General features: G+C 64.7%; 20 protein-coding genes. 7 read left to right on the top strand and 13 right to left on the bottom strand.

The genetic code is table 11. The annotated features are described in order from the left end of the window. Window positions 1-63: 63 nt before the first annotated feature. The 3 genes from U5S82_21770 to U5S82_21760 all read right to left on the bottom strand — a co-directional run bounded on the left by U5S82_21770 (window position 64) and on the right by U5S82_21760 (window position 3017). Window positions 64-1008 (bottom strand): ABC transporter permease, encoded by a 945-nt coding sequence (locus U5S82_21770; GenBank protein MDZ7754192.1) that lies wholly within the window; start codon window positions 1006-1008, stop codon window positions 64-66. Window positions 1009-1127: 119 nt separating this feature from the next. Next, entirely contained in the window at window positions 1128-1814 is a 687-nt protein-coding gene (locus U5S82_21765; GenBank protein MDZ7754191.1) for an ABC transporter substrate-binding protein, read from the bottom strand. 330 nt (window positions 1815-2144) lie between these two features. Further along, the gene (locus U5S82_21760; protein MDZ7754190.1) at window positions 2145-3017 is read right to left on the bottom strand and encodes an ANTAR domain-containing protein; all 873 of its coding nucleotides are present in this window, start codon (window positions 3015-3017) and stop codon (window positions 2145-2147) included. Between the two features lie 231 nt (window positions 3018-3248). Between U5S82_21760 and U5S82_21755 the strand changes: the two genes are divergently transcribed. The 3 genes from U5S82_21755 to U5S82_21745 all read left to right on the top strand — a co-directional run bounded on the left by U5S82_21755 (window position 3249) and on the right by U5S82_21745 (window position 5996). Continuing rightward, complete coding sequence (locus U5S82_21755; protein ID MDZ7754189.1) at window positions 3249-3563, top strand: sulfur globule family protein; 315 nt, start codon at window positions 3249-3251, stop codon at window positions 3561-3563. 179 nt (window positions 3564-3742) lie between these two features. Then, complete coding sequence (locus U5S82_21750; GenBank protein MDZ7754188.1) at window positions 3743-5155, top strand: CDP-archaeol synthase; 1413 nt, start codon at window positions 3743-3745, stop codon at window positions 5153-5155. Window positions 5156-5276: 121 nt separating this feature from the next. Beyond that, window positions 5277-5996: a hypothetical protein gene (locus U5S82_21745; GenBank protein MDZ7754187.1), complete on the top strand. Its 720-nt coding sequence runs from the start codon at window positions 5277-5279 to the stop codon at window positions 5994-5996. A gap of 88 nt (window positions 5997-6084) precedes the next feature. On the opposite strand, the gene U5S82_21740 is transcribed toward U5S82_21745, so the two are convergent. Further along, a complete protein-coding gene (locus U5S82_21740) occupies window positions 6085-6663 on the bottom strand; it encodes a UbiX family flavin prenyltransferase (protein MDZ7754186.1) in 579 nt (192 codons plus the stop codon). 257 nt (window positions 6664-6920) lie between these two features. Here U5S82_21740 and U5S82_21735 point away from each other — a divergent pair, with 257 nt between their 5' ends. The 4 genes from U5S82_21735 to U5S82_21720 all read left to right on the top strand — a co-directional run bounded on the left by U5S82_21735 (window position 6921) and on the right by U5S82_21720 (window position 8759). Then, window positions 6921-7460, top strand: coding sequence for a superoxide dismutase family protein (locus tag U5S82_21735; GenBank protein ID MDZ7754185.1), 540 nt, complete (start codon window positions 6921-6923; stop codon window positions 7458-7460). Window positions 7461-7464: 4 nt separating this feature from the next. Next, window positions 7465-8007 carry a hypothetical protein gene (locus tag U5S82_21730; protein MDZ7754184.1) on the top strand — a complete coding sequence of 181 codons (543 nt, stop codon included), beginning with the start codon at window positions 7465-7467 and terminating at the stop codon, window positions 8005-8007. 126 nt (window positions 8008-8133) lie between these two features. After that, complete coding sequence (locus tag U5S82_21725) at window positions 8134-8364, top strand: CopG family transcriptional regulator (protein MDZ7754183.1); 231 nt, start codon at window positions 8134-8136, stop codon at window positions 8362-8364. Then, the gene (locus U5S82_21720; GenBank protein MDZ7754182.1) at window positions 8364-8759 is read left to right on the top strand and encodes a type II toxin-antitoxin system VapC family toxin; all 396 of its coding nucleotides are present in this window, start codon (window positions 8364-8366) and stop codon (window positions 8757-8759) included. Before U5S82_21725 ends, U5S82_21720 begins: the two co-directional genes overlap by 1 nt. Before the next feature lie 128 nt (window positions 8760-8887). Here U5S82_21720 and U5S82_21715 read toward each other — a convergent pair whose 3' ends face one another. The 9 genes from U5S82_21715 to U5S82_21675 all read right to left on the bottom strand — a co-directional run bounded on the left by U5S82_21715 (window position 8888) and on the right by U5S82_21675 (window position 19608). Next, on the bottom strand, window positions 8888-9709 hold the full coding sequence (locus U5S82_21715; protein ID MDZ7754181.1) for a pyruvate, water dikinase regulatory protein: 822 nt from the start codon (window positions 9707-9709) through the stop codon (window positions 8888-8890). Window positions 9710-9823: 114 nt separating this feature from the next. Beyond that, window positions 9824-10666 carry a sulfite exporter TauE/SafE family protein gene (locus U5S82_21710; GenBank protein ID MDZ7754180.1) on the bottom strand — a complete coding sequence of 281 codons (843 nt, stop codon included), beginning with the start codon at window positions 10664-10666 and terminating at the stop codon, window positions 9824-9826. 46 nt (window positions 10667-10712) lie between these two features. Then, window positions 10713-11327, bottom strand: a complete 615-nt coding sequence (locus U5S82_21705; GenBank protein ID MDZ7754179.1) for an antibiotic biosynthesis monooxygenase — start codon at window positions 11325-11327, stop codon at window positions 10713-10715. Further along, window positions 11309-11935: a glutathione S-transferase family protein gene (locus U5S82_21700; protein ID MDZ7754178.1), complete on the bottom strand. Its 627-nt coding sequence runs from the start codon at window positions 11933-11935 to the stop codon at window positions 11309-11311. The genes U5S82_21705 and U5S82_21700 overlap by 19 nt, the downstream gene beginning before the upstream one ends. 7 nt (window positions 11936-11942) lie before the next feature. Continuing rightward, complete coding sequence (locus U5S82_21695; protein ID MDZ7754177.1) at window positions 11943-12536, bottom strand: 2-hydroxychromene-2-carboxylate isomerase; 594 nt, start codon at window positions 12534-12536, stop codon at window positions 11943-11945. 126 nt (window positions 12537-12662) lie between these two features. Continuing rightward, window positions 12663-13979: a DUF1329 domain-containing protein gene (locus tag U5S82_21690; protein MDZ7754176.1), complete on the bottom strand. Its 1317-nt coding sequence runs from the start codon at window positions 13977-13979 to the stop codon at window positions 12663-12665. Window positions 13980-14006: 27 nt separating this feature from the next. Next, complete coding sequence (locus U5S82_21685) at window positions 14007-15968, bottom strand: DUF1302 family protein (protein ID MDZ7754175.1); 1962 nt, start codon at window positions 15966-15968, stop codon at window positions 14007-14009. A gap of 222 nt (window positions 15969-16190) precedes the next feature. Then, a complete protein-coding gene (locus U5S82_21680) occupies window positions 16191-18608 on the bottom strand; it encodes an MMPL family transporter (GenBank protein MDZ7754174.1) in 2418 nt (805 codons plus the stop codon). Window positions 18609-18636: 28 nt separating this feature from the next. Next, on the bottom strand, window positions 18637-19608 hold the full coding sequence (locus U5S82_21675; GenBank protein MDZ7754173.1) for a YCF48-related protein: 972 nt from the start codon (window positions 19606-19608) through the stop codon (window positions 18637-18639). Between the last annotated feature and the right edge of the window lie 16 nt (window positions 19609-19624).

The following is a 19624-nucleotide window of genomic DNA, read 5'->3' as shown; positions in this document are numbered from 1 at the left end:
ATCCCTGTGTGCCCCGGTGCTCCGGAGCGGTGCTTGGTGGACGATGGCCCCGCCCCGGCGGACCTAGCGCAGGACCGCGTCCTTGTCCCAACTGAAGGCGCGCTGCAACACCAGCATGGCGCGGTCCAGAAGAAAACCGATGAAGCCGATCACCAGCACCGCCACCATGATGCGGGCCAGGGAGTCGGAGCTGCCGTTCTGGAATTCATCCCACACGAACTTCCCCAGCCCCGGATTCTGGGCCAGCATCTCCGCCGCGATGAGCACCATCCAGCCGATGCCGAGGGACAGGCGCAGGCCGGTGAAGATCATGGGCACCGCCGAGGGCAGGATGACCTTCATGGTCTTGGTGAAGGCATTGAGGCGCAGCACCCGGCTGACGTTGATGAGGTCCTGGTCCACGGCCGCCACGCCCACCGTGGTATTGATGATGGTGGGCCACAGGCAGCACAGGGTGACGGTGATGGCCGAGGTGAGGAAGGACTTCGAGAAGGCGGGATCATCGGTGACGTAAAGGGCGGATACCACGATGGTCACCAGGGGCAGCCAGGCCAGGGGAGACACGGGCCTGAAGATCTGGATCAACGGATTCACCGCGTTGTAGAGGGTGGGGCTCATGCCGCACGCGACCCCCACGGGGATGGCGATGAGGGACGCCACCATGAAGCCCGCCATCACGGTCACGATGCTCGTCAGGATCTGATCGAGGAAGGTGGGCGGGCCGCTGTAGCGGCGCTCCTGTATACGCTGGATGCGGTCCTCGGGCCAGCCATCGGCGACGGCGCGCACGACCCGTTCCTCCATGCGCTGGTCGAACTCGTCCGCCCGGACGCGTTCGGCGGTGTGCTCCTGATACAGGCTCACCGACTGCTCCCACACCTGGGCCGGCCCCGGCAGTACCCCCAGGGAGGTTTCCACGTTCCGTGCCCCGGCACTCCATAGCAGCAGGAACACCAGCAAGGCCGCCAGGGGCACCAGCACCCGGGTGCCGAGCCAGCGGGGGTCCATGGGTGGCAGCAGTGCCACCAGGCTTTGCAGGGACGCGGTGCGTCGGATACCGCTCAAGTGGCCACTCGTCATTCTCGATTCCTCCATGGGGGTCCATGTGGGTTTGTCGCTCGCGGGCCCTATAACCGGTCGTCGCCCTTGAGGCCGAAGTCGAAGGCTTCGAGGTAGGCGTTGGGCGCCCGGCCATCGAAGGTCACGCCGTCGATGAACTCGGACTGGGGCGGGCGATAACCGCTCTCGGCATCGAAATCGGGAAACTCGTCCGCCGTGAAAAGGCTATCGGCGATGAGGGCCTCGGCCGCCCGGCGGTAGATGTCCGGCCGGTAGACCTCGCGGGCCGTGTCCCGGTACCAGTCATCGGACTTGGCATCGGCGATCTGACCCCAGCGCCGCATCTGGGTGAGGTACCACATGGCATCGGAGTAGTAGGGATAGGTGGCGTGGTGACGAAAGAAGACATTGAAGTCCGGCACCGCGCGGCGGTCGCCCTTCTCGTACTCGAAGGTGCCGGCCAGGGGTTGTCCCGCCAGCATGTGGGCGCCGTCCAACTGGCCGTTGATGACCCCGTCCAGCAGCACCTTCCAGTTGGCCTGGGCCTCGAGCTGGACGTACAGGCCTTCGTCCTCGAAATAGCCCTTCTCATAGGCGATGGCCAGCGGCGCCATGTCCGTCAATTTGATGAAACCGAACTTGAGGTCCTCCTTTTCCGGGAACCCCGGCCCGGCAGCCCCGCCCGCCGGCGCCGCGCCGAGGGTGATGCCCAACACGGCGACATGCGCCCAGCGGCGGATATATCCACGCCCCACTCCTCGTCCCCTACTCATTTCCTCAGCCATGTGATCTGTCCTTTCCACGTCGCGGCGGCAGAACTGCTGCCGCCAGGCAAAAAAAACGCCCACCCTCCGTGGAGCCTGGAGGCTCGTTGGAGAATGGACGCCGTTGTCCGATTGCGGCCCGCGATGGCCGCCCGTCTATCCTGTCACCCTCGGCCCGCCGTTGGGCCTGTCCCCTCGGGGATGGGTTGCAATGCCCGCAAGGAACGCAAGCCACGCGCCAATAGCGACGGCATGCCACCGCCAGGACGGAGAAAATGCTTCAAGAGACTGTTCAGAGGGTGATTATGGCCGCAGCAGACATTACCCGCGTGCGCCGGCATCCCCCTTGCCCCCTCGCCATGAGGCCCGCCGACGCACCGTCAGGGGGCGGATCAGGGGCAGGGATGATGATCCTTGTACCTTATTGGTGCACCGCGAGCGCCCTCGTCTGAGGTCGTCCGCGACTCGACAGCCGGGGCCGGCAGCGCCCCATTCCTTCCCCCACCGCGGCGCTGGAATGCCGTAACCCGCCGGGGACAGGGCGCGCTCGAGGCAAAGGCACGTGCACCGGCAAGGGATGGCAGGGAAGGACTGGCGTGACAGTATGCTGGCGGCCTCGATGATGCTCTGGGCCACGTCCGACAACTTGCGGTTCGTGTCCATGGCCAAACGACGCAGGGCCTTATAGGCCTCCTCTTCGGACAGGCCACGCTCGCGCATGACGATGCCCTTGGCCTTCTCCACGGTCTTGCGTTCCGACAACTGGCGACGGGCCTTCTGGAGTTCCGACTCGAGGCGCTGGAAGTACTGAAAACGCGCCACCGCGGCGTCGATGATGGGCCGGATACGCTCGAGCCTCAGGCCATCCACCACGTAGGCACTGACCCCCACCTCCGTGGCCTGCCTTATGGTGCGGTTGTCGTCGTCCTGGGAAAACATCACCATGGGCCGCGGCACTTTGTCGGTGACGGTCTGGAGGCTCTCCAGGGTATCGCGACCCGGGGTCTCGATGTCTATGAGGATGACATCCGGATTGGATGCCTCCACGGCGGACAGGAGATCGCCATCGCCCGCCACGCAGTTGACCAGCACACATCCCACCTCGTCGAGGGCCACATGGAGCATCTCACGCCGGTGGATCTTGTCGTCCACCAGCATGACGCGGAGTAGATCCTTGGGGTCTCGGTCGGTCATGACGGCTGCCGGTTACAAATAACGTGCCATGGCTGTGGCGACGGAGGATGAGCGAGGTATCGGGGCAAAAGTACGCGGGGCATTCCGCAGGGGTAGAACATGTGCCACGGGCGCCACATGGTAAATAAGTAATTGACAATATTCCTATCTACTAATACTATGCCTCTCGTTGGACGGCATTCACGCAAACATTTCCAACCCATCGACTCAACCCACAACCTGGAGAACACCATGAAAAAATTCATCATAGCTTCCGCGCTGGTCCTCGCCACCACCTCCGCCAACGCCTTCTGGGGCGGCCCCTTCTTCGGCAACGGCCTGGGTGACGGCTACGGCGACGGCAACATGAGCTTCAACATGAACACCAGCGCCTCCACCCGCGCCTACGGCAACGGTTACGGCTACAACGCCCCCTACTACGGTTACGCGCCCTATGGTGCCCCTTACGGCGCCGCCCCCTATGGTGCCCCCTACGGCGCCGCCCCCTACGGCATGGCGCCCCAGGGCATGGTCGCCCCCCAGGCCGCTCCCACCCAGGGTCAGTAAGCGTATCGCGGGACACATGCCGGCAGTGACGGATTGATCCCGACGACGCGAACGAAAAGAACGAGGCGCAAGCCTCGTTTTTTTTTGCCCGCATTCCCGCGCACGGGCGGCTGGCTTCAGCCCTCGGGCCGACGGGTTTAAGGTAGGGGCGTCCCCGCCGGAGGAGAGCGCTCACGACCATGATGGAGAATCCGTCCACCCAGGCCGGTGCCCTGGTGCTCTTTCTCATCGGGGTGAACTTTCTGCCCCTGGCGGCCCACCTTATATTCCACGACAGGTTCCGTTGGGCGGTGGATGGTGGTCTGCGGTGGCGGGACGGCAGACCCCTGTTCGGCCCCCACAAGACCTTGCGCGGCATCCTCGCCGCCCTCGCCGGTGGGGTGGTGCTGGCGCCCATACTGGGCATCGGTTTCGGCACTGCGGTGGGGGCGGCGGCCCTCGCCATGGTAGGGGACCTTGCCACCAGCTTCGTCAAGCGCCGCATGGACCGTCCCAGCGGCAGCCCCGTGTTCGCCCTGGACCACGGCCTGGAGGGCCTGCTGCCCCTGGTCCTGCTGGTGCCGGCCATGGGCCTGACAGCCGGGATCGGCGCGCTGGCCCTGGCCACCTTCGTGCCGCTCGGGTACCTGGGCTCCCGCCTCTGGCAGTATCTGCTCTACCACCCTTCCATGCAGGCACAGCCGCGGATCATCCGTGCCCCCTCCCGGATCCGCGAGTGGCGGGCCTGCCATATGCCCTCGGCACGCTGGCACCGCTGGTTCAACTTCGAGAACTTCGTCTACTACCGGGTGGTGCTGCACTGGTTCTTCCGCCTCGTCGGTCGTTATGAGCAGGGGGTACGCAACGTGCTGGCGGTGGAACTGCCGGAGCACACCCTGTGGTTCCCCGATCTCCCCGAGGCCTTCGATGGCTACCGCATTCTGCTGCTCACGGATCTGCACCTGGATGGCCTGGAGCCCCTCACCGATGTCCTGATAGAGCGCGTGCGCCGGCAGCCGGTGGACCTCTGCCTGGTGGGCGGCGATATCCGCATGGAGGTCTACGGCCCTATCGCCCCTTCGGTGCGCCTGCTGCGCCGGGTGGTGGAGCAGGTGCAGACCGCGGACGGCACCCTCGGAGTACTGGGCAATCACGATTGCATCGAGATGCTGCCTGACCTGGAGGCGGCGGGGGTCCACATGCTGGTGAACGATGCCTCGTGCATCCGGCGCGACGGCGAGGAACTGTGGGTGGTGGGGGTGGATGACCCTCACTTCTATCGTTGCGACGACCTGGAATACGCCTGCCGGGATGTCCCCGCCACGGGGTTCCGCATCCTGCTGGCCCACTCGCCGGAGATCTACGACCAGGCGGTGCAGCATGGCATCCGCCTCTACCTGTGCGGCCACACCCACGGCGGCCAGATCTGCCTGCCGGGGGTGGGCCCGGTATTCACCCACAGCAGCGCGCCCCGCTTCACGGCCGCGGGCCCATGGCGCCATGCCGGCATGACCGGCTACACCAGCCGCGGCGCCGGCGCCTCCGGCGTGCCCCTGCGCTTCAACTGCCCGAGCGAGATGCCACTCCTCACCCTGCGCCGGGGCGACGGTTGATGCCCACGAACCCGTACCGCCGCCCTCTCCGATGAACGCCCGCTCCCTTGCAGCCGGGATTGGACCCTCCCCGTCCTCTGCCCCTATCATTCGCGCTGGCCCGCACCCTGATTACCATGAGATGACCCTGCCCGCGACCACGCAGCATGGGCTGTTGGACCCGCAACGACTGGCGGCCGTGGAGACGGCCCGCTTCTGCGATGCCCATCCCTACCCCTGGCTGGGGCTGGAGGGCATGCTGACGCCCGCCGCCTTCGAGCAGTTACGCAGCGATTTGCCGCCGGTATCCATGATGGACCAGAGCTTCGGGCGCAAACGGGCCCACGGCCAGCAGCCCCATGACCGCTACGTGCTGGAGTACCATCGGGATCTGCCGGTGGCGGCGTCCTGGCACCAGTTCATCGCCGAACTGGAGGCCCCATCCTACCGGGACTGGCTGGCGCGACTGTTCGGCACCTCCAGGCTCCGCCTCGGCTACCACTGGCACTACACCCCCAACGGCTGTTCCGTATCGCCCCACTGCGATGCCCGCCACAAGCTCGGTTCCCACATCTTCTACTTCAACACCGCGGATGACTGGGACCCCGGCTGGGGCGGCGAGACCCTGATCCTCGACGATGGCGGGCGCTTCAGCCGCAACAGCGCGCCCGCTTTCGATGCCTTCGACCACAGCTACTCGGCCCCCACCCTCGGCAACCAGTCCCTGCTGTTTCGGCGCCAGGGCAACTCGTGGCATGGCGTCAAGCCGATCCACTGTCCGCAGGACGCCCTGCGCAAGGTGTTCATCGTGGTCATCAACAGCGACCATCTGGCGGGACGCCTGCGGCGCTGGTTCCGGTAACCGACCGGGCGAACTAACGCCCTGGCCCGCCATAGGACCAGCTGCGCCGCTGCGTCGCCGCGAGATAAATCGCTTTTGACAGCCGGAATCAGTCCCCGTGACGCTCCATGGTTCCGGTCCAGGGACGTATGAGGCCGGTATCCACGTCGAAAAGTTCGAGCACCCGGGCCACCGAGGCGGTGACGATATCGTCGATGGTGCGGGGGTGGTTGTAGAAGGCGGGAATGGGGGGGCACAGGATGGCCCCCATCAGGGAGGCCTCGTACATAAGCTTGCAGTGACCCGCGTGCAGGGGCGTCTCCCGGGGCATGAGCACCAGTCTGCGGCGCTCCTTCAGCACCACATCGGCCGCCCGGGTGAGGAGATTGTCGGCGTAGGAGTTGGCGATGGCCGACAGGGTCTTCATGGAGCAGGGCGCCACGATCATGCCGTCGGTGCGGTAGGAACCGCTGGCGATGCTGGCGCCGATGTTCCGGACACTGTGCACTTCATGGGCCATCTCCTTAACCGCCTCCACGGTGTAGGCCGTCTCGATGGTGATGTTGAGCCGCGCCGCCTCGGAGAGCACCAGGTGGGTCTCCACGTCCGGCAGCCCGCGCAGGATCTCCAGCAGCCGGATGCCGTAGGGCAGTCCGCTGGCACCGGACATGCCGATGATCAATCGCATGGTCATTTATCAATGCCCCGGGGAAGGATTTCATGTTTCCCTATTCATAGCACCGGTGGCGAGCGGGCCACAAGCGGCCCGGGCACCATCGCAGGCGGGGGTCTCCATGGATGGCCTGGAAGCGTGGTCCTGATACCGCTGTTGCCTGGCCCCGCCCGTTTCGCCACGATCGAACTATACTCGGTCACAACCGCGTGTGACCGGCGCGGTCCGCGCCGTATAGCCGCGACAAATCCACCACCCAAAGGAGTCATGCCATGAAGACGACACCCACCCTATCCGTTCTCGCCGCCGCTGCATTGACCGCCCTGGCCGCCCAGGCGACCCATGCCGGTGCAGAGCGGGCCAGCGCCGAGTTCATCGATCGGGAGAAGAACCCCATCGGCACCGCCACCCTGGCCGAAAGCCCCCACGGGGTGCTGATCCATCTCGACCTCCACGGCCTGCCCCCGGGCCCGAAGGCCATCCACATCCATAGCGTGGGTACCTGCGATGATCCCGAGGCGGGCTTCAAGGCCTCCACCGGGCACCTCAATCCCGACGGTAAGAAGCACGGCCTGATGAACCCGGATGGCCCCGACGGCGGCGACCTGCCCAACCTCTACGTGCGGGAAGACGGCACCTTCGAGGCCGAGTTTTTCACCGCCCTGGCCTCCCTGGGCGGCCACGGCGGGCGGCCGCAGATCCTCGACGAGGACGGCGCGGCCTTCGTCATCCACCAGAACCGCGATGACCACATCACCCAGCCCATCGGCGGCGCGGGGCCCCGCATCGGCTGTGGCGTGATAACAAAATAGGCCCGTGACGCCGCAGCTACCCCTGGTCCTCCTGGGAGGCCTCGCCGCGGGGTTCGCGGCGGGTACCCTGTGGCCGGTGGAAGCGCCCGGTGAAATGAATCCCGTCGCCGTGGCGGCCCAGGGCATCGGGCCGCTTCGCCTCGGTGACGACTATCCAGCGGCCGTGGCCGCCGCACGGCGCGTGGCACCGGACTCCGCCTTCGCGGGCGTGGGCTGCAACGGACTGGACGAAGTCCGTTACCGCGCCCGTCTGAGGGAGTCACCCGTCAGCGTGATGGGGATGGCCCACGGGGGCAGCCTGGCAGAGATTGACTTCATGCTGGACACCCCCACCCGCGCCGCCGACGAGGCCGCCTGCCTCACCCTGCGGGACGATTTCGCGCGCCCATTCCTGGCCCGCTTCGGCCCCGCCGGCGAGGCCTGGACCGTCACCAAGCCGGTATCCACGGAGCACCGGCTGCGCGTCGGCCCCGTGGTCATGGAGGCCCGCTGGTTCCCCATGGGCCGCAGCTGTTATGTCAGCGCCCGTTATGGCGCCGGAGTGTAACGTCGGCTGCCGGGAGCAGCCGACCAACGGTGAGTAGCGAAGCGGGCGAAATTGCATGGACAGCGCTCGACGCTCAAATAGATTAACATATACTTCCACATATATGCTTTTTTTGAGGTCAATGCCATGGGCCAGGTCACGATTTATCTGGACGATGAAACCGAGCAGAAAATGGTTGCCAATGCCAAGGCCATGAAGCTCTCGAAAAGCAAATGGATAGCCAATCTGATCCGGGAAAAACTGGTGGATGAGTGGCCGGCGACGATTCGGGAGCTACCGGGAAGCTGGCGGGATTTCCCGTCATTGGATGAGCTTCGCGCATCAGGCGAGACAGACGTCGAACGGGAATCCCTGTAATGTGGGTGCTGGACACCAATACCCTGATCTACTTTTTCAAGGGCGAGGGCATGGTGGCCGAATCGCTACTCCGCAAAGCACCCGCGGATATCGGTATCCCCGCCATTGTGCTCTATGAGCTGGAAGTGGGCATCGCCAAGTCTTCCTCGCCTGAGAAGCGGACAAACCAGCTTGCCGAGTTGACGTCGGTGGTTCAGGTGCTGCCCTTCCACCAGCAGGAGGCCAAAGCTGCTGCGGATATCCGTGCGACACTGGAAAAACAGGGCACCTCCATTGGCCCTTACGACACCCTCATCGCCGGAACCGCACTGGCCCACGGCGCCATTCTGGTCAGCCGGAACACACGGGAATTTGCCCGCATCGATACCCTACGGCTTGAAGACTGGTATCGGTAAACGCCGCTCTACCCTGCTTACCCGACCCCAGGTCCACGAGACATCCCAAGGCCGGAGCGAAAACGTCGGCTTGCCGGGTACCCAGCGTCGAATACCGGCGTGCGCCGGCATGACGGTGGAGATGAGATTCAGCGATACCCGCGGCGCAGCTGCTTCTGGGCGATGATGGTGGTGGCGATCTCCTCGATGGAGGCGGCGCTGGTATCGACGTAGGGCACCTTGCCGTCGTGGAACACGGCCTCGGCCTGGCGCACCTCGAAGCGGCACTGCTTGAGGTCGGCGTACTGCCCGCGGCTGCGGCGCTCCTGGCGGATCACCTGGAGGCGGACAGGATCGATGGTGAGCCCGAAGATACGGTCACGATGGGGCTTCATGGCCTTGGGCATGACACCGGCCTCCAGGTCTTCCTCGGTGAGGGGGTAGTTGGCGCAGAACAGGCCGAAATGCATGGCCATGTATAGGGAGGTGGGGGTCTTGCCCGAGCGGGACACCCCCATAAGGATAAGTTCCGCCTGGCTGTAGGCCTCGGGATGGAGGCCGTCGTCGCAGTGCACCGAGAAATTCACGGCGCTGATGCGGGCGGTATAGCTGTCGTGGTCGCGGATGCCGTGGGACATGCCGGCGCTGTGGGCCGACTCCTGTCCCAGCTCCTTCTCGAGACGGTCGAGAAAGGTATCGAAGAGGTCGAAGAAGATGCCGTTGGCGGCGAACAGCCGGTTGTTGTGTTCGGGGCTGGCGAAGGTGGTGAACACCAGGGGCCTCACCCCGTAAACCTCGGCGGCGCGGTCGATCTGCAACACCGCACTGAAGATCTTCTCCTCCGTATCCACGAACGGCAGGATGGTGGTCTCGAAGCTGATCTTCGGGAACTGGGTCAAGAGGCTGTGGCCCAGGGTCTCGGCGGTGATGCCGGTGCGATCGGAGACGATGAATACCGGTCGTTTCTGCATAACGCTCGCGGTCCTCCTGCCGATTCCACTGGGACGCGGCGGACGCGGGCGGTCAGGCCCGCCACCCCATCAAAAAGCCAGCCCGTCAAAGCCCATCCCTTCAAAGGCCATCCGTCAAAGGGATGGCCATTGCCCGCCGCTGACGAGGCGTGCGGCCACCGCGAACAGCACGAAGGCGAAGAATACCGCCACCAGGCGGGTGGGCAACACATGGGTGAGATGGGCCCCCACGGGGGCGAACAACACGGTGGCGGCGACGATGGACAGGACCGCCGGCCAGTAGACGTAGCCGGTGGCCAGGGGCGGCAAGTCGGGATGGCCATGGCCCACCGCCATCATGCCGGCAGCGCCGAACAGGGCGATAGGGAAGCCCAGGGCCGACGAGGTGCCGATGGCGTGGCGCACGGGCACGCTGCCCCACACCAGCAGGGGCACCGTCATGAGGCCGCCGCCGATCCCCACCAGGGTGGATACGGCGCCGATGACCACGCCGGCCATGAGCAATACCACCGTGCCGGGCAGTGTCCGATGGGGCGGCGGGTTGACGCGCACCAGCATGCGCAGGCCCGCCACGGCGGCGAAGCTCCCCACGAAGATCTCCAGTCCCCGGCTCGACACCCGGTCCGCCGCCAGGGCACCCAGGAGACAACCGACCATGACGCCCGGGATGAAGCGCCCGAGCAGCGGCCACAGCACCGCCCCCCGCCGGTGATGGGCGCGGGCCGAGGCCAGGGAGGTCACGACGATGGTGGCCAGGGATGTGCCCACGGCCAGTTGCATCAGGATCTCCTCCGGAAAACCCTGCAGGCGGTAGAGGGCGGCAAGGGGCGCGATGATGATGAGGCCCCCGCCGATACCCAGCAGGCCGGCGGCCACGCCGGCCACCACCCCGATGAGGGCATAGTAGAAAAGGAGGATGGGTTCCATGATGGCCGTGGGGCCCGGCACGCCGGCCACCCACGGTGTCCTGTCGGGCACCGCCGGCAGCAGACATTCGGCCGCGTCAGTCCGGCACCTCCCCGCGCCGGGGGTACAACCACCAGGCGAAGAGGCGGGTGAGCAGGGGCATCACCACCATGGTCATGAGAGGCACCACGATGGTGGTGGTCACCAGCACCCGGGCCATCAGGGGGAAGTGCTCGATATGGGGCCCGACGACGTACTGGGTGGCCGCGGACAGGCCGAGGATCCCGAGCCAGATGATGACGGTCATCTTGTAGCGCGGCGGCGGCACGTTGAGGGGACGGGCGGGCAGACTGAACCAACCCTCGAGGCCGGTAACCACCTTGCGCTCGGGCGGTTCGCTCACCTTTTCCGCCAGTTCGCGCCAGCGGGCGCGCTCCGCCGAGGACTCCCAGCCCTTCAACTGGCTCTCGCGGTCGAACTTAAAAATGATCTGGTAGCTGCGATCCCCGGGCGACGAGGGCCGGAAGATGGTGGTGCCCTTGTGGCCGGGCTGGCGCATCGCCGCCTCGGTGATGCCCGACAGGTATTCCTCGAACTCCTTCTCCATGCCGGGCTTGGGGGAACGGGTGACCAGGACGGTTACCGGCGGATCGTCGTCCGCCGCCGGACTGCCCCGCCCCCCTTCCTCGACCATCAGGCCCTGGCCAGCCACTCGAGGACCACCGGCGGGGCCGTCTCCCGGAAACCGTGGTCGCCGTCCACTACTCGGGCGAACCATTGCCGCAGGTTGGCGTGGCGTTCCGGGATCGCGAGGCCGTAGGCACCGGCCATGCCGAAGCGGGCCGCCAGGGCACAATCGGCCATGGAGTACTCCCCTGCCATGTAGGGCTGGTCCCCGAGGGCATCCGCCACGTAGGGCAGGTCCTCCTCCCACTGCCGCCGGCCCTTCTCGATGACGTCCAGGTCCCACTCCCCTTCCGGTCTCCCGCGCTTCTCGAACACCACGTCCTTGGTGCCCCGTCCGATGACGTTGTCGGAGTAGTAGACCAGGGTCCGGGCCCTCACCCGCGGGGCCTCCTCCTGGGGCAGCAGGCAATGGTAACGGTCCTCGAGGAAATCGAGCATGATGCCCGACTGGTCGATGACGATGTCTCCCGCCTCCATCACGGGTACGGTGCCGAAGGGGGTGAGCTTCTCCCACGCCGCCTTGTTGGTCGGGTCGTCGAAAGCCAGGGCGGCGAATTCCACGCCACAGTGCTTCAGGGCGAGCCGCACCTTCCAACAGAAGGGGCACTCCGCCTTGTCGTAGAGTTTGATCATAATCCCTCTAAAGTCTTGCCAGTCTCAGTTCGGTCAGGTGCTCCTCGAGATAATCGATGCGGTCCTGACCCCAGAAGATCTCGTCCCCCACCACGAAGGTGGGCACGCCGATGACGCCCTTGGCCTGGGCCTCGGTCCAGTTGGCCTCGAGCCGATGCAGATTGTTCTCGTCTTTGACCGCGGCTTCAAGGGCTCCACGATGAAGACCGACCCCCTCCCCCACTTCCAGGAGCACGTCGAGATCACCGATATCGGCGCCGTCGGCCCATTCCCGGCGCATCATCTCCACCACGTATTCCCGCAGGACCCCCTGCTGCTCCGCCAGCAGGGAGGCGGCCCCCGCCAGGGTGGGATCGGTGGTGATGGGGGGGGGGTTCACCGGAATCCCCATGCGCCGGGCTATGCGTGCCACGTCCTGGCGTGCCACCGGCACTTTCACCTTGGCCACATCGGGAGGCGAGCGGCCCTCCCAGCCCCCCAGGGGCCGCCACAGGACGTTCACGTGGAAGTCGTCCAGCACGTCAAACATGGTCTTGCTGGCGAGGTAACAGTAGGGGCTGCGGAAGTTGAAGTACAAATAGACGTCGGCAGGCTCGACCATGGATTTTCCCCGTTGTTGAGTAGATTAGCGCCATTCTCTCGTCAAGGCGCAAAGCTCGCAAAGGAAACTCGTAAAGAAAAAAAAGCTCTCCCGGCAATCCTCGCCGGGAGAGCCTGTTTCCCGGACTTAGCGGCCCGAGCGCATGTGCTGCACGGTAAACAGGCGCTCGGGGTTCATGGAGGGGTCTATCTGCCCCTTGAACTGGCCGGTGGTGCAGTGGGCCGCCTGCACATCCAGCATGTGGAAGGAGTCATCCAGGGACACGCCGGAACCCTTGTTCTTCTCCAGATGATGGTCCGGATGGGCCTGGCCGATGATGAAGGACTTCCACAGGTCCCCCTTGCGGTCGTAGATCAGGGTGCGCGGGATGGTGTAGGTCTGGGCATCGATATAATGGACCCGCTTGCTGATGGGGTGGTTGTCGTCCACCGGGTCCGACTCGAGAACATAGGCCTTGCGGAGCTGCCAGGTGATCTGGGGGAAGCAGCCGCCCTGGCCGCCCATGGCCACGAACTGGTAGCCATCGTCCGTGGGATGCTCGTCGGAGAGTTCCAGATCGTTGTGATTGTAGAAGGGCAGCATCACGTTCACCGTACCCTTGTAGGTCCAGTTCATATCGGATACCCGGCCGTTGTAGCCCTCGAAGTCCTCGATCATGAGGTCGGACCCCAGGAAGGAGTCGGTGATCTGGCCCGTGGCGAGGCGCCGCACCCGCCGCTGGAAGCCGAGATACAGCCACGCGTCATCGCGCCGGAGATCGTCCTCGTAACGGTGAATCAGGAGCTGGGTGTTCTTGACATCGAAGGGCTCGTTCACGTTGACATAGATGCCCCGGAACACCTGCTGGGGATTGTTCTCGAACTCGGGCAGCGGCTCCTGATTGACCCGGTGCATGAAGTTAAGAAAATGGAAGTCGAACATGATGGTCCGCTCCAGCTTGCCGCTGTTGAGGTCCCTGAACTTCCAGTAGAAGGGGTCGATGGCCGCGTTGTCGCCCCAGTTGTAGCCGTACTTGTAGTTCCAGGCCATCTTCTCGCCGGCCCGGGGGTCATTGGCGTCGGGTTCTTCCGGGAAGGGCCGGCCGGCGATGAAATTCTCGAGCTGCCCGAGACTCTCCCCCAGCTTGGGCTCGTTGAGATACTTGCGGGTGGCCTCCACGTAGTTGGGATGCAGATCGAAGGAGGTGGTCTCGCCCACCTCCATCTCGGTCCAGCCCTTCTTGATGAAGTCATAATCCGCGGACACCAGTACCTCCTTGAACTGATCCACATTGGACTGGTTGATCACCGTCCCCACCTGCAGCCCCGGATAGCTGGGAACACCGTCCTTGTACGGATAGAAGGATCGCTCCACGTCCTCCAGGGTCGCGGCCTGGACCACGCCCCCGGCGGTGAAGGCGGCGACGGCCGCCATCGATACCATGCTTCTCGCAATGCGCTTCATGAAAAATCTCCTCCTGATTGAATCGTATTAAAATCGATAGCGCAGGGTGACCTGGAACTCGTCCTCGTCCCGGGCCATGCCGATGGGGCCGGACGTGAAGCGACCCAGGGGCTCGATGCCACTGGCGGCCATCGCACCTGAAGCCGCGCGAACACCCAAGTCCCCCTCGGCACCGACAGGTCCTGTGAAGGGCGGGAAAGGGTTGCACTGGCGGCAGTCGTCGAAGTCATCCACCTGGTTGGCGAACTTGAAGTTGGCCCCCGCCACGAGGCGCCAGTTGTTGCTGATGAGCCAGTCCACCGAGGGGGCCACGGTTGTGGCCTGGCCCTCGAAGTCGTGGGCGACGATGATCTGGGGACTGATGGTGTCGGCCTTATACCAGCCCTTCAGCAACAGGGTCATGATGTAGTTGTCCTCGTGGTCGGGCATGCCCACCTTGAACGTATTTCCGCTGGGGTCCGTCAGAGTCTTCTGCTCGTGGTCCAGCAGGTGCTGGCCGAACAACTGGGCGGAGATGAGGAAGGCACGGCGCTTGTTGAGGAACGGGATGAAGGTGGGACGGTCCCAGCCCACCACCCAGCGGGCCACGTCGGACTCGGAGAACAGCCTGGGCTCCAGGGTATTGGCGAATTCCTCGCCGCTGGTATAGGCCGCCTCCACGCGGAACACCGACTTGATGGCATCGACGTAGAAGTCCAGGGAACCGCCGTAGAGGTTGATGCGGGGGAAGTCGATATCGAAGGCGATGAGGTAATCCCTTGGCAACTCCTGACCACCGACTTCACCTCCAGGTCCTGTTACGTTATCAGCTATAAAAGGATTTCGAGCGGGGATACCTCCACGAAGGGACGGCAGCTGGCTGCGGTAGTGAAGGTAGTTGAGGGAAAAGCCGACGCTCTCGTAGGTCCCCTCCAGCTTGAGGCCCAGTTGGCCGTTGTCCAGGGACCACGACGGCAGGTTGGCCTTGCGGATGCCGATGGTGTGACGCGGGAAGTCCGTGGCCAGATTACCGAAGGCAAAGTTGGACACCGTGCAACCGTTATCCCAGCAGTTGTTCATGGCGCGGAAGAAGTCGCCGGCCTGGAGGATGGCATAGGGGGTACCGCCCTGGCCCAGGCTGTGAGGGCGAAACTTGTCGAAGTTCCACACCACCTGGAAGTTCAGGTCGCCGAAGACGCCGGTGGGCCCCCAGCGCTTCTCGGCGGTAAGCATCCACATGGGGATGCGGATGTCCTCCAACTCGTCATAGATGTTGTGACGGGAGAAGTCCACGGGGTTCAACACGTCCAGCACCCGGAACAGATCCGTGCGCCCCCACACCACCTGCTGGCGCCCGAGGCGGAAGGCCCACTCGGATCCGTCGTCCTGGGGCAGGATGGCATCCACGTAAAGCTCGCGCAGGAAGTCGAGGCGGGAGTTGAATTCCGGATATCTGAGGTCGTTCTCGTCGAAATCGAGATAACCGTCGATGCAGCCGCGGGAGTCTTTGTCACAGGGCCTGACGGGCACGCCCAGGCCGACACCACCATCAGGGCCATGGAGTTCGCTGCCCAACAGCTTCATGCCTTCATTGGGGTTATTATTCGTATCGAAGCCGAAGCCAAACGCGCCCGTCGAAACCGGGGACTGTCCCCACAGCGTATTACCACCACCCGGTAGAAACGTTGACTCAAAGGTCAACGCCCCACCCGCATCGTCCCCGAAGTCGTTGTCGTTGAGGTCATAGACGGCATCGTAGGTGCCGCGGAAGGTGCCGCCGATAAAGACGCGGCGAAACGCCCCCACCTGGCCGATCTCCTTACCCATCTCCATTTGCAGGGTGTTGCGCGATTTGGAGAGCCCGGTGCGCTGGCGATAAAAGCTGGCGTTCTCCACGAACCCCGCCCACTCGGCATCTGCGGCCACGGCCCCGGTCGCCCCGAAGCCCCCTCCCAGTAAAGCGATGACGGCCGACGCGACCAGCGGGGCCCTGAACGGCGAATGATTCATTGTTCGTCTCCTCCCAACATCCCAAACGAATGTGAACAGTCAAGTCACAGGTTGGTGAACGGCTGCAAAAAAAGTACCACGCTGCAACATGTTGTTTTTTGGCCGCCCTGCCGGTCTATCACTATTCCCTCAGCAAAAATATCGATGATTTCGTCATCATGGTTGATGTTTTCGTGAAGCCTTCATCATTTCTCCTTCCGCCTGAGGCCGCGCCTCCCGGCCTCAGGCGCTGCGTTTCTGCAACATCGGGTCGGCCTCGTCCGTTTGCAGCACCCCGTTCTCGTCGTAGTGAACCCGGGTGATGAAGCGGGGCTTGAAGGTCATGATCCAGGACGGCACCAGGAACATGGCAGCCAGGGCATTGAGGATCAGCATCACCACCAGCAGCAGGGCCGCATCGGCCTGGAAGCGCAGGTCGGAGATGAACACCCACATGATGACGCCGCCGATGAGGCAGGTGGCGGTGAAGCCCACGGCCTTGCCGGTGGTGGACATGGCCCGCAGTACCGCCCGCTCCAGCACGCCGTTGGCGTTGGCCGTCTCCTCGCGGATGCGGTCCATCATGTAGATGGAGTAGTCGATGCCCACGCCGATGCCCACCGCGATGATGGGCACCGTGTTGACGTTGATGCCGATCCCCGCCAGGCCCATGTAGGCATAGGTGGCGGTGGTGCAGAAGGCCATGGTGAGGAACATGATGCCGCCGGCGTGAAAGGACCAGTAGAACCACGTCACGAAGAAGAAGATAAGGGCCAGCACCAGGGGGATGATGAGCATATTGCTCTGGAAGGCCGACTCGTTCATGGCCGCCGTGACCCCGACGAGGCCGCCGGCCAGCTCGAAAGTAAGCCCCGGCACTTGGTTGGCCGGGTTCTCTATCCACTGCTTGGCCATGTGGATGGCGCGGCGGATGGTGGTGGCCTGGTGGTCCTTGTAGAACAGCACGATGTTGGCCGTCTGGTCATCCGTATCCACGAACTCCTTGAGGGCCCCCGGTATGGGGCTGGAGGCCATGTAGGCGAACATCAGGCCACCGACGTAGGCCTGGGTGTCCGGAATGATGGCCCAGCGCGGGTCGTCCTGATGAAAGATGCGGTTCACCTGCTTCACCAGGTCGGGCAGGGACTTGGCCCCGCCGAGTTCCGGGTCGGTGAGCATGTGGATCTGGAATTCGGCGATGGCCTGCAGCACCTCCGGGCGTTTCATGCCCCCCTTCTCATCCGTGCGCGCCACCACGTACAGCTCTTCGGAGCCGGGAAACTTCTCGTTGATAATCTTGGACGAGACGTTGTAGTCGTGGCCGGGATAGAGGATGGGTGAACCGGGCTCCGATTCCCCGATCTCCACATGGGAGCTGAGATACATGGAGCCCACGAGCACGGCCAGGGCCGCCCACAGCATGCGGCGACTGCCCTGTGGGTTGGCCAGTATCGCCGCGAAACGCCCGAACACCGCGTCCTCGGCACGGCGCCGGGGCTTGCCGTGCTGCGGCTTCGGCAGCAGGGACAGCATCAGGGGCACGGCGACGAGGACGGTGATGACCACGCAGGCCGCCCACAGGGAGGCGTAGATGCCGAGCTTGACGTTGATGGGTACCGAGCCGAGGGCGATGAGCAGCAGCCCGATGGCGTCGGACACGATGCCGAGAGAACCCGGCCGGAACAGGGAATCGAAGGTCTCCTGGGCCGCCATGCGAGCGTCATGGACGGCCTCCAGCTCGGTGTAGTAGCGCTCCACCAGCTGGATGCCGTGGGACATGGCGCGGGCTGAGATGAGGAAGGGGATGACCAGGGTCAGGGGGTCGAGGTTATAGCCCAGCAGCGACACGATGCCGAGGCCCCAGGTGGCGGAGATGGCGATGCCCACCAGGGGCAGCAGGATGCCGTAGGCGCGGCGGAAATAGAGCACCAGCAACAGGAACATGATGGCCAGGGTGGTGCTGAAGATCAGCAGGATCTGGTCCAGGTAGCTGTAGACCCAGCCCCACAACATGGGCTGCCCGGTGGCATAGATGGAGAGCCCCGGGGCCGCCTCCTCGGCCCTCACCTCCTCCAGGTGTTCGAATATGGCCGGGTAGTCCAGCTGCCCCTCGTTGAACTGGGCCTTGATGAGAGCGGCCTTGAGGTCCGGCGATACCAGCAGGCCGAAGACCCGCGGGTTGGCCATGACATCCTTGCGCAGGGCCTCGAGCTGGCGGCCGTCCAGGGCGTCGGCGGTGGGGTCGTAGTAGGGCTGGGAGTTGATGTCCCCAGTCTCGGTGAGCCAGACCTTGCGGGTGGTGCGATGGGTCAGGCTCGACACCAGGTTGTGATTGACGCCGGGGGACTCATCCACCTTCTGGGTGAGGCGATGGATGCGCGCCAGGGTGTCGTTGGTGAAGATATCCCCCTCCTCCACCACCACGGACATCACCACGTTGTTGGCACCGCCGAAGGTGTCGCGAATGCTGTTGTGAAGCTGGATATAAGGATGTTCCTGGGGCAGCAGATCGGCGAAGTCCGAGTACATCTGCACCTTGGGGATCTGCAGGGCGAAGAACACCGTGACCGCGAGAATGACGGCCAGCAACGTCTTCGGATGCCTGAAGACGGCATCATCGATGTTGTGCAGAAAGTGAGTGAAACGATGCTGTCTGGTCATGGTCTCCGCCCTGCTTCCGGGGTCGCGTTCAATGGGTTCCGTATTGCACGTCGCTCAGCATGCCGTTGCCCCCGGCCACGACGAAGGTGTCGTCGTCCAGCACCACGGCGTCGATGAGATAGGAGAGCAACCGCGGGGCGTCGGGCACCGGGGCCCAGCGACCGCCGTCGTCCAGGGCCAGCAGGGTGCCACTGTCCCCCAGGACGTAGACATGGCCATTGACCGGCACCACGCGGTACAGGGGCACCCGGGTGGACGTCTCCTGCTCCTGCCAGCTCTCGCCGCCGTCCATGGTGGCCAGGACGACCCCACCGAGGCCCGCCACCCAGCCGTTATCGCGGTCCCGAAAATACATGCCCAGGGGATAGAACTCCCTGGGGATGTCCGCCCCCCGCTCCCAGGTGGCGCCGCCGTCTTCGGTGAACATGAAGCCACCGAACTCACCCACTACCACGCCATTGTCCTCGTCGAAGAACTGCAGCACCGAGAACTGCAGGTCCTCGTCCTGGGTTACGGATTCCCAGGTCCGGCCCCGGTCCCGGCTGTACACCAGGGTGCTGAAGCTGCCGGTGAGCCAGAGGGTGCCGTCGGGGGCGCAGGTGACGCTGGACAGCACTTCCCGGGTATCCGCCTCCCGGCGCTCGAAGTCCCCGCCCCGCGCGCTGGCAAGCCACACCCCGCGGCGGCTGTCGAGGGCGGCGAAGCTGCCGTCCGGGCAGCTGCCGACGGACAGCATGGCGCGCCGCCCCGGCAGGACATGGCGCCGCCAACTGGCGCCGTTATCGGTGCTGGTGACCACCACCCCGTAGTCGCCAACCGCCATGATGACGTCGTCGTTGCGGGCCAGAGCCTTGAACTGGTCGTAACGGTGGATGGGGCGCTCGCGCTCCGCTTCGACCCGCTCGAGTTCCAGCGGGGCCTCGCAGCCGGCCAGCAGCACCAGCGCCCCCAGCAACAAGAGCGCGGCGCCCTGCCTTCCTCGCCTGCGTAACGTCGTCATGAATGTCACTGCCTGA

It is taken from the genome of Gammaproteobacteria bacterium (genome assembly GCA_034522055.1).
Classification (GTDB): domain Bacteria; phylum Pseudomonadota; class Gammaproteobacteria; order JAABTG01; family JAABTG01; genus JAABTG01.
Note: the sequence above shows the minus strand (reverse complement) of the source record. Positions and strands in the feature narration are given on the sequence as shown.

Excerpts from the sequence above, each read along its gene's own strand:
- U5S82_21700 (MDZ7754178.1), bottom strand. The coding sequence starts at position 11,935 with ATGATCAAACTCTACGACAAGGCGGAGTGCCCCTTCTGTTGGAAGGTG.
- U5S82_21675 (MDZ7754173.1), bottom strand. The coding sequence starts at position 19,608 with ATGACGACGTTACGCAGGCGAGGAAGGCAGGGCGCCGCGCTCTTGTTG.
- U5S82_21715 (MDZ7754181.1), bottom strand. The coding sequence starts at position 9,709 with ATGCAGAAACGACCGGTATTCATCGTCTCCGATCGCACCGGCATCACC.
- U5S82_21720 (MDZ7754182.1), top strand. The coding sequence starts at position 8,364 with ATGTGGGTGCTGGACACCAATACCCTGATCTACTTTTTCAAGGGCGAG.
- U5S82_21750 (MDZ7754188.1), top strand. The coding sequence starts at position 3,743 with ATGATGGAGAATCCGTCCACCCAGGCCGGTGCCCTGGTGCTCTTTCTC.
- U5S82_21735 (MDZ7754185.1), top strand. The coding sequence starts at position 6,921 with ATGAAGACGACACCCACCCTATCCGTTCTCGCCGCCGCTGCATTGACC.
- U5S82_21760 (MDZ7754190.1), bottom strand. The coding sequence starts at position 3,017 with ATGACCGACCGAGACCCCAAGGATCTACTCCGCGTCATGCTGGTGGAC.
- U5S82_21745 (MDZ7754187.1), top strand. The coding sequence starts at position 5,277 with ATGACCCTGCCCGCGACCACGCAGCATGGGCTGTTGGACCCGCAACGA.
- U5S82_21685 (MDZ7754175.1), bottom strand. The coding sequence starts at position 15,968 with ATGAATCATTCGCCGTTCAGGGCCCCGCTGGTCGCGTCGGCCGTCATC.
- U5S82_21770 (MDZ7754192.1), bottom strand. The coding sequence starts at position 1,008 with ATGGACCCCCGCTGGCTCGGCACCCGGGTGCTGGTGCCCCTGGCGGCC.
- U5S82_21755 (MDZ7754189.1), top strand. The coding sequence starts at position 3,249 with ATGAAAAAATTCATCATAGCTTCCGCGCTGGTCCTCGCCACCACCTCC.
- U5S82_21680 (MDZ7754174.1), bottom strand. The coding sequence starts at position 18,608 with ATGACCAGACAGCATCGTTTCACTCACTTTCTGCACAACATCGATGAT.
- U5S82_21695 (MDZ7754177.1), bottom strand. The coding sequence starts at position 12,536 with ATGGTCGAGCCTGCCGACGTCTATTTGTACTTCAACTTCCGCAGCCCC.
- U5S82_21725 (MDZ7754183.1), top strand. The coding sequence starts at position 8,134 with ATGGGCCAGGTCACGATTTATCTGGACGATGAAACCGAGCAGAAAATG.
- U5S82_21740 (MDZ7754186.1), bottom strand. The coding sequence starts at position 6,663 with ATGCGATTGATCATCGGCATGTCCGGTGCCAGCGGACTGCCCTACGGC.
- U5S82_21690 (MDZ7754176.1), bottom strand. The coding sequence starts at position 13,979 with ATGAAGCGCATTGCGAGAAGCATGGTATCGATGGCGGCCGTCGCCGCC.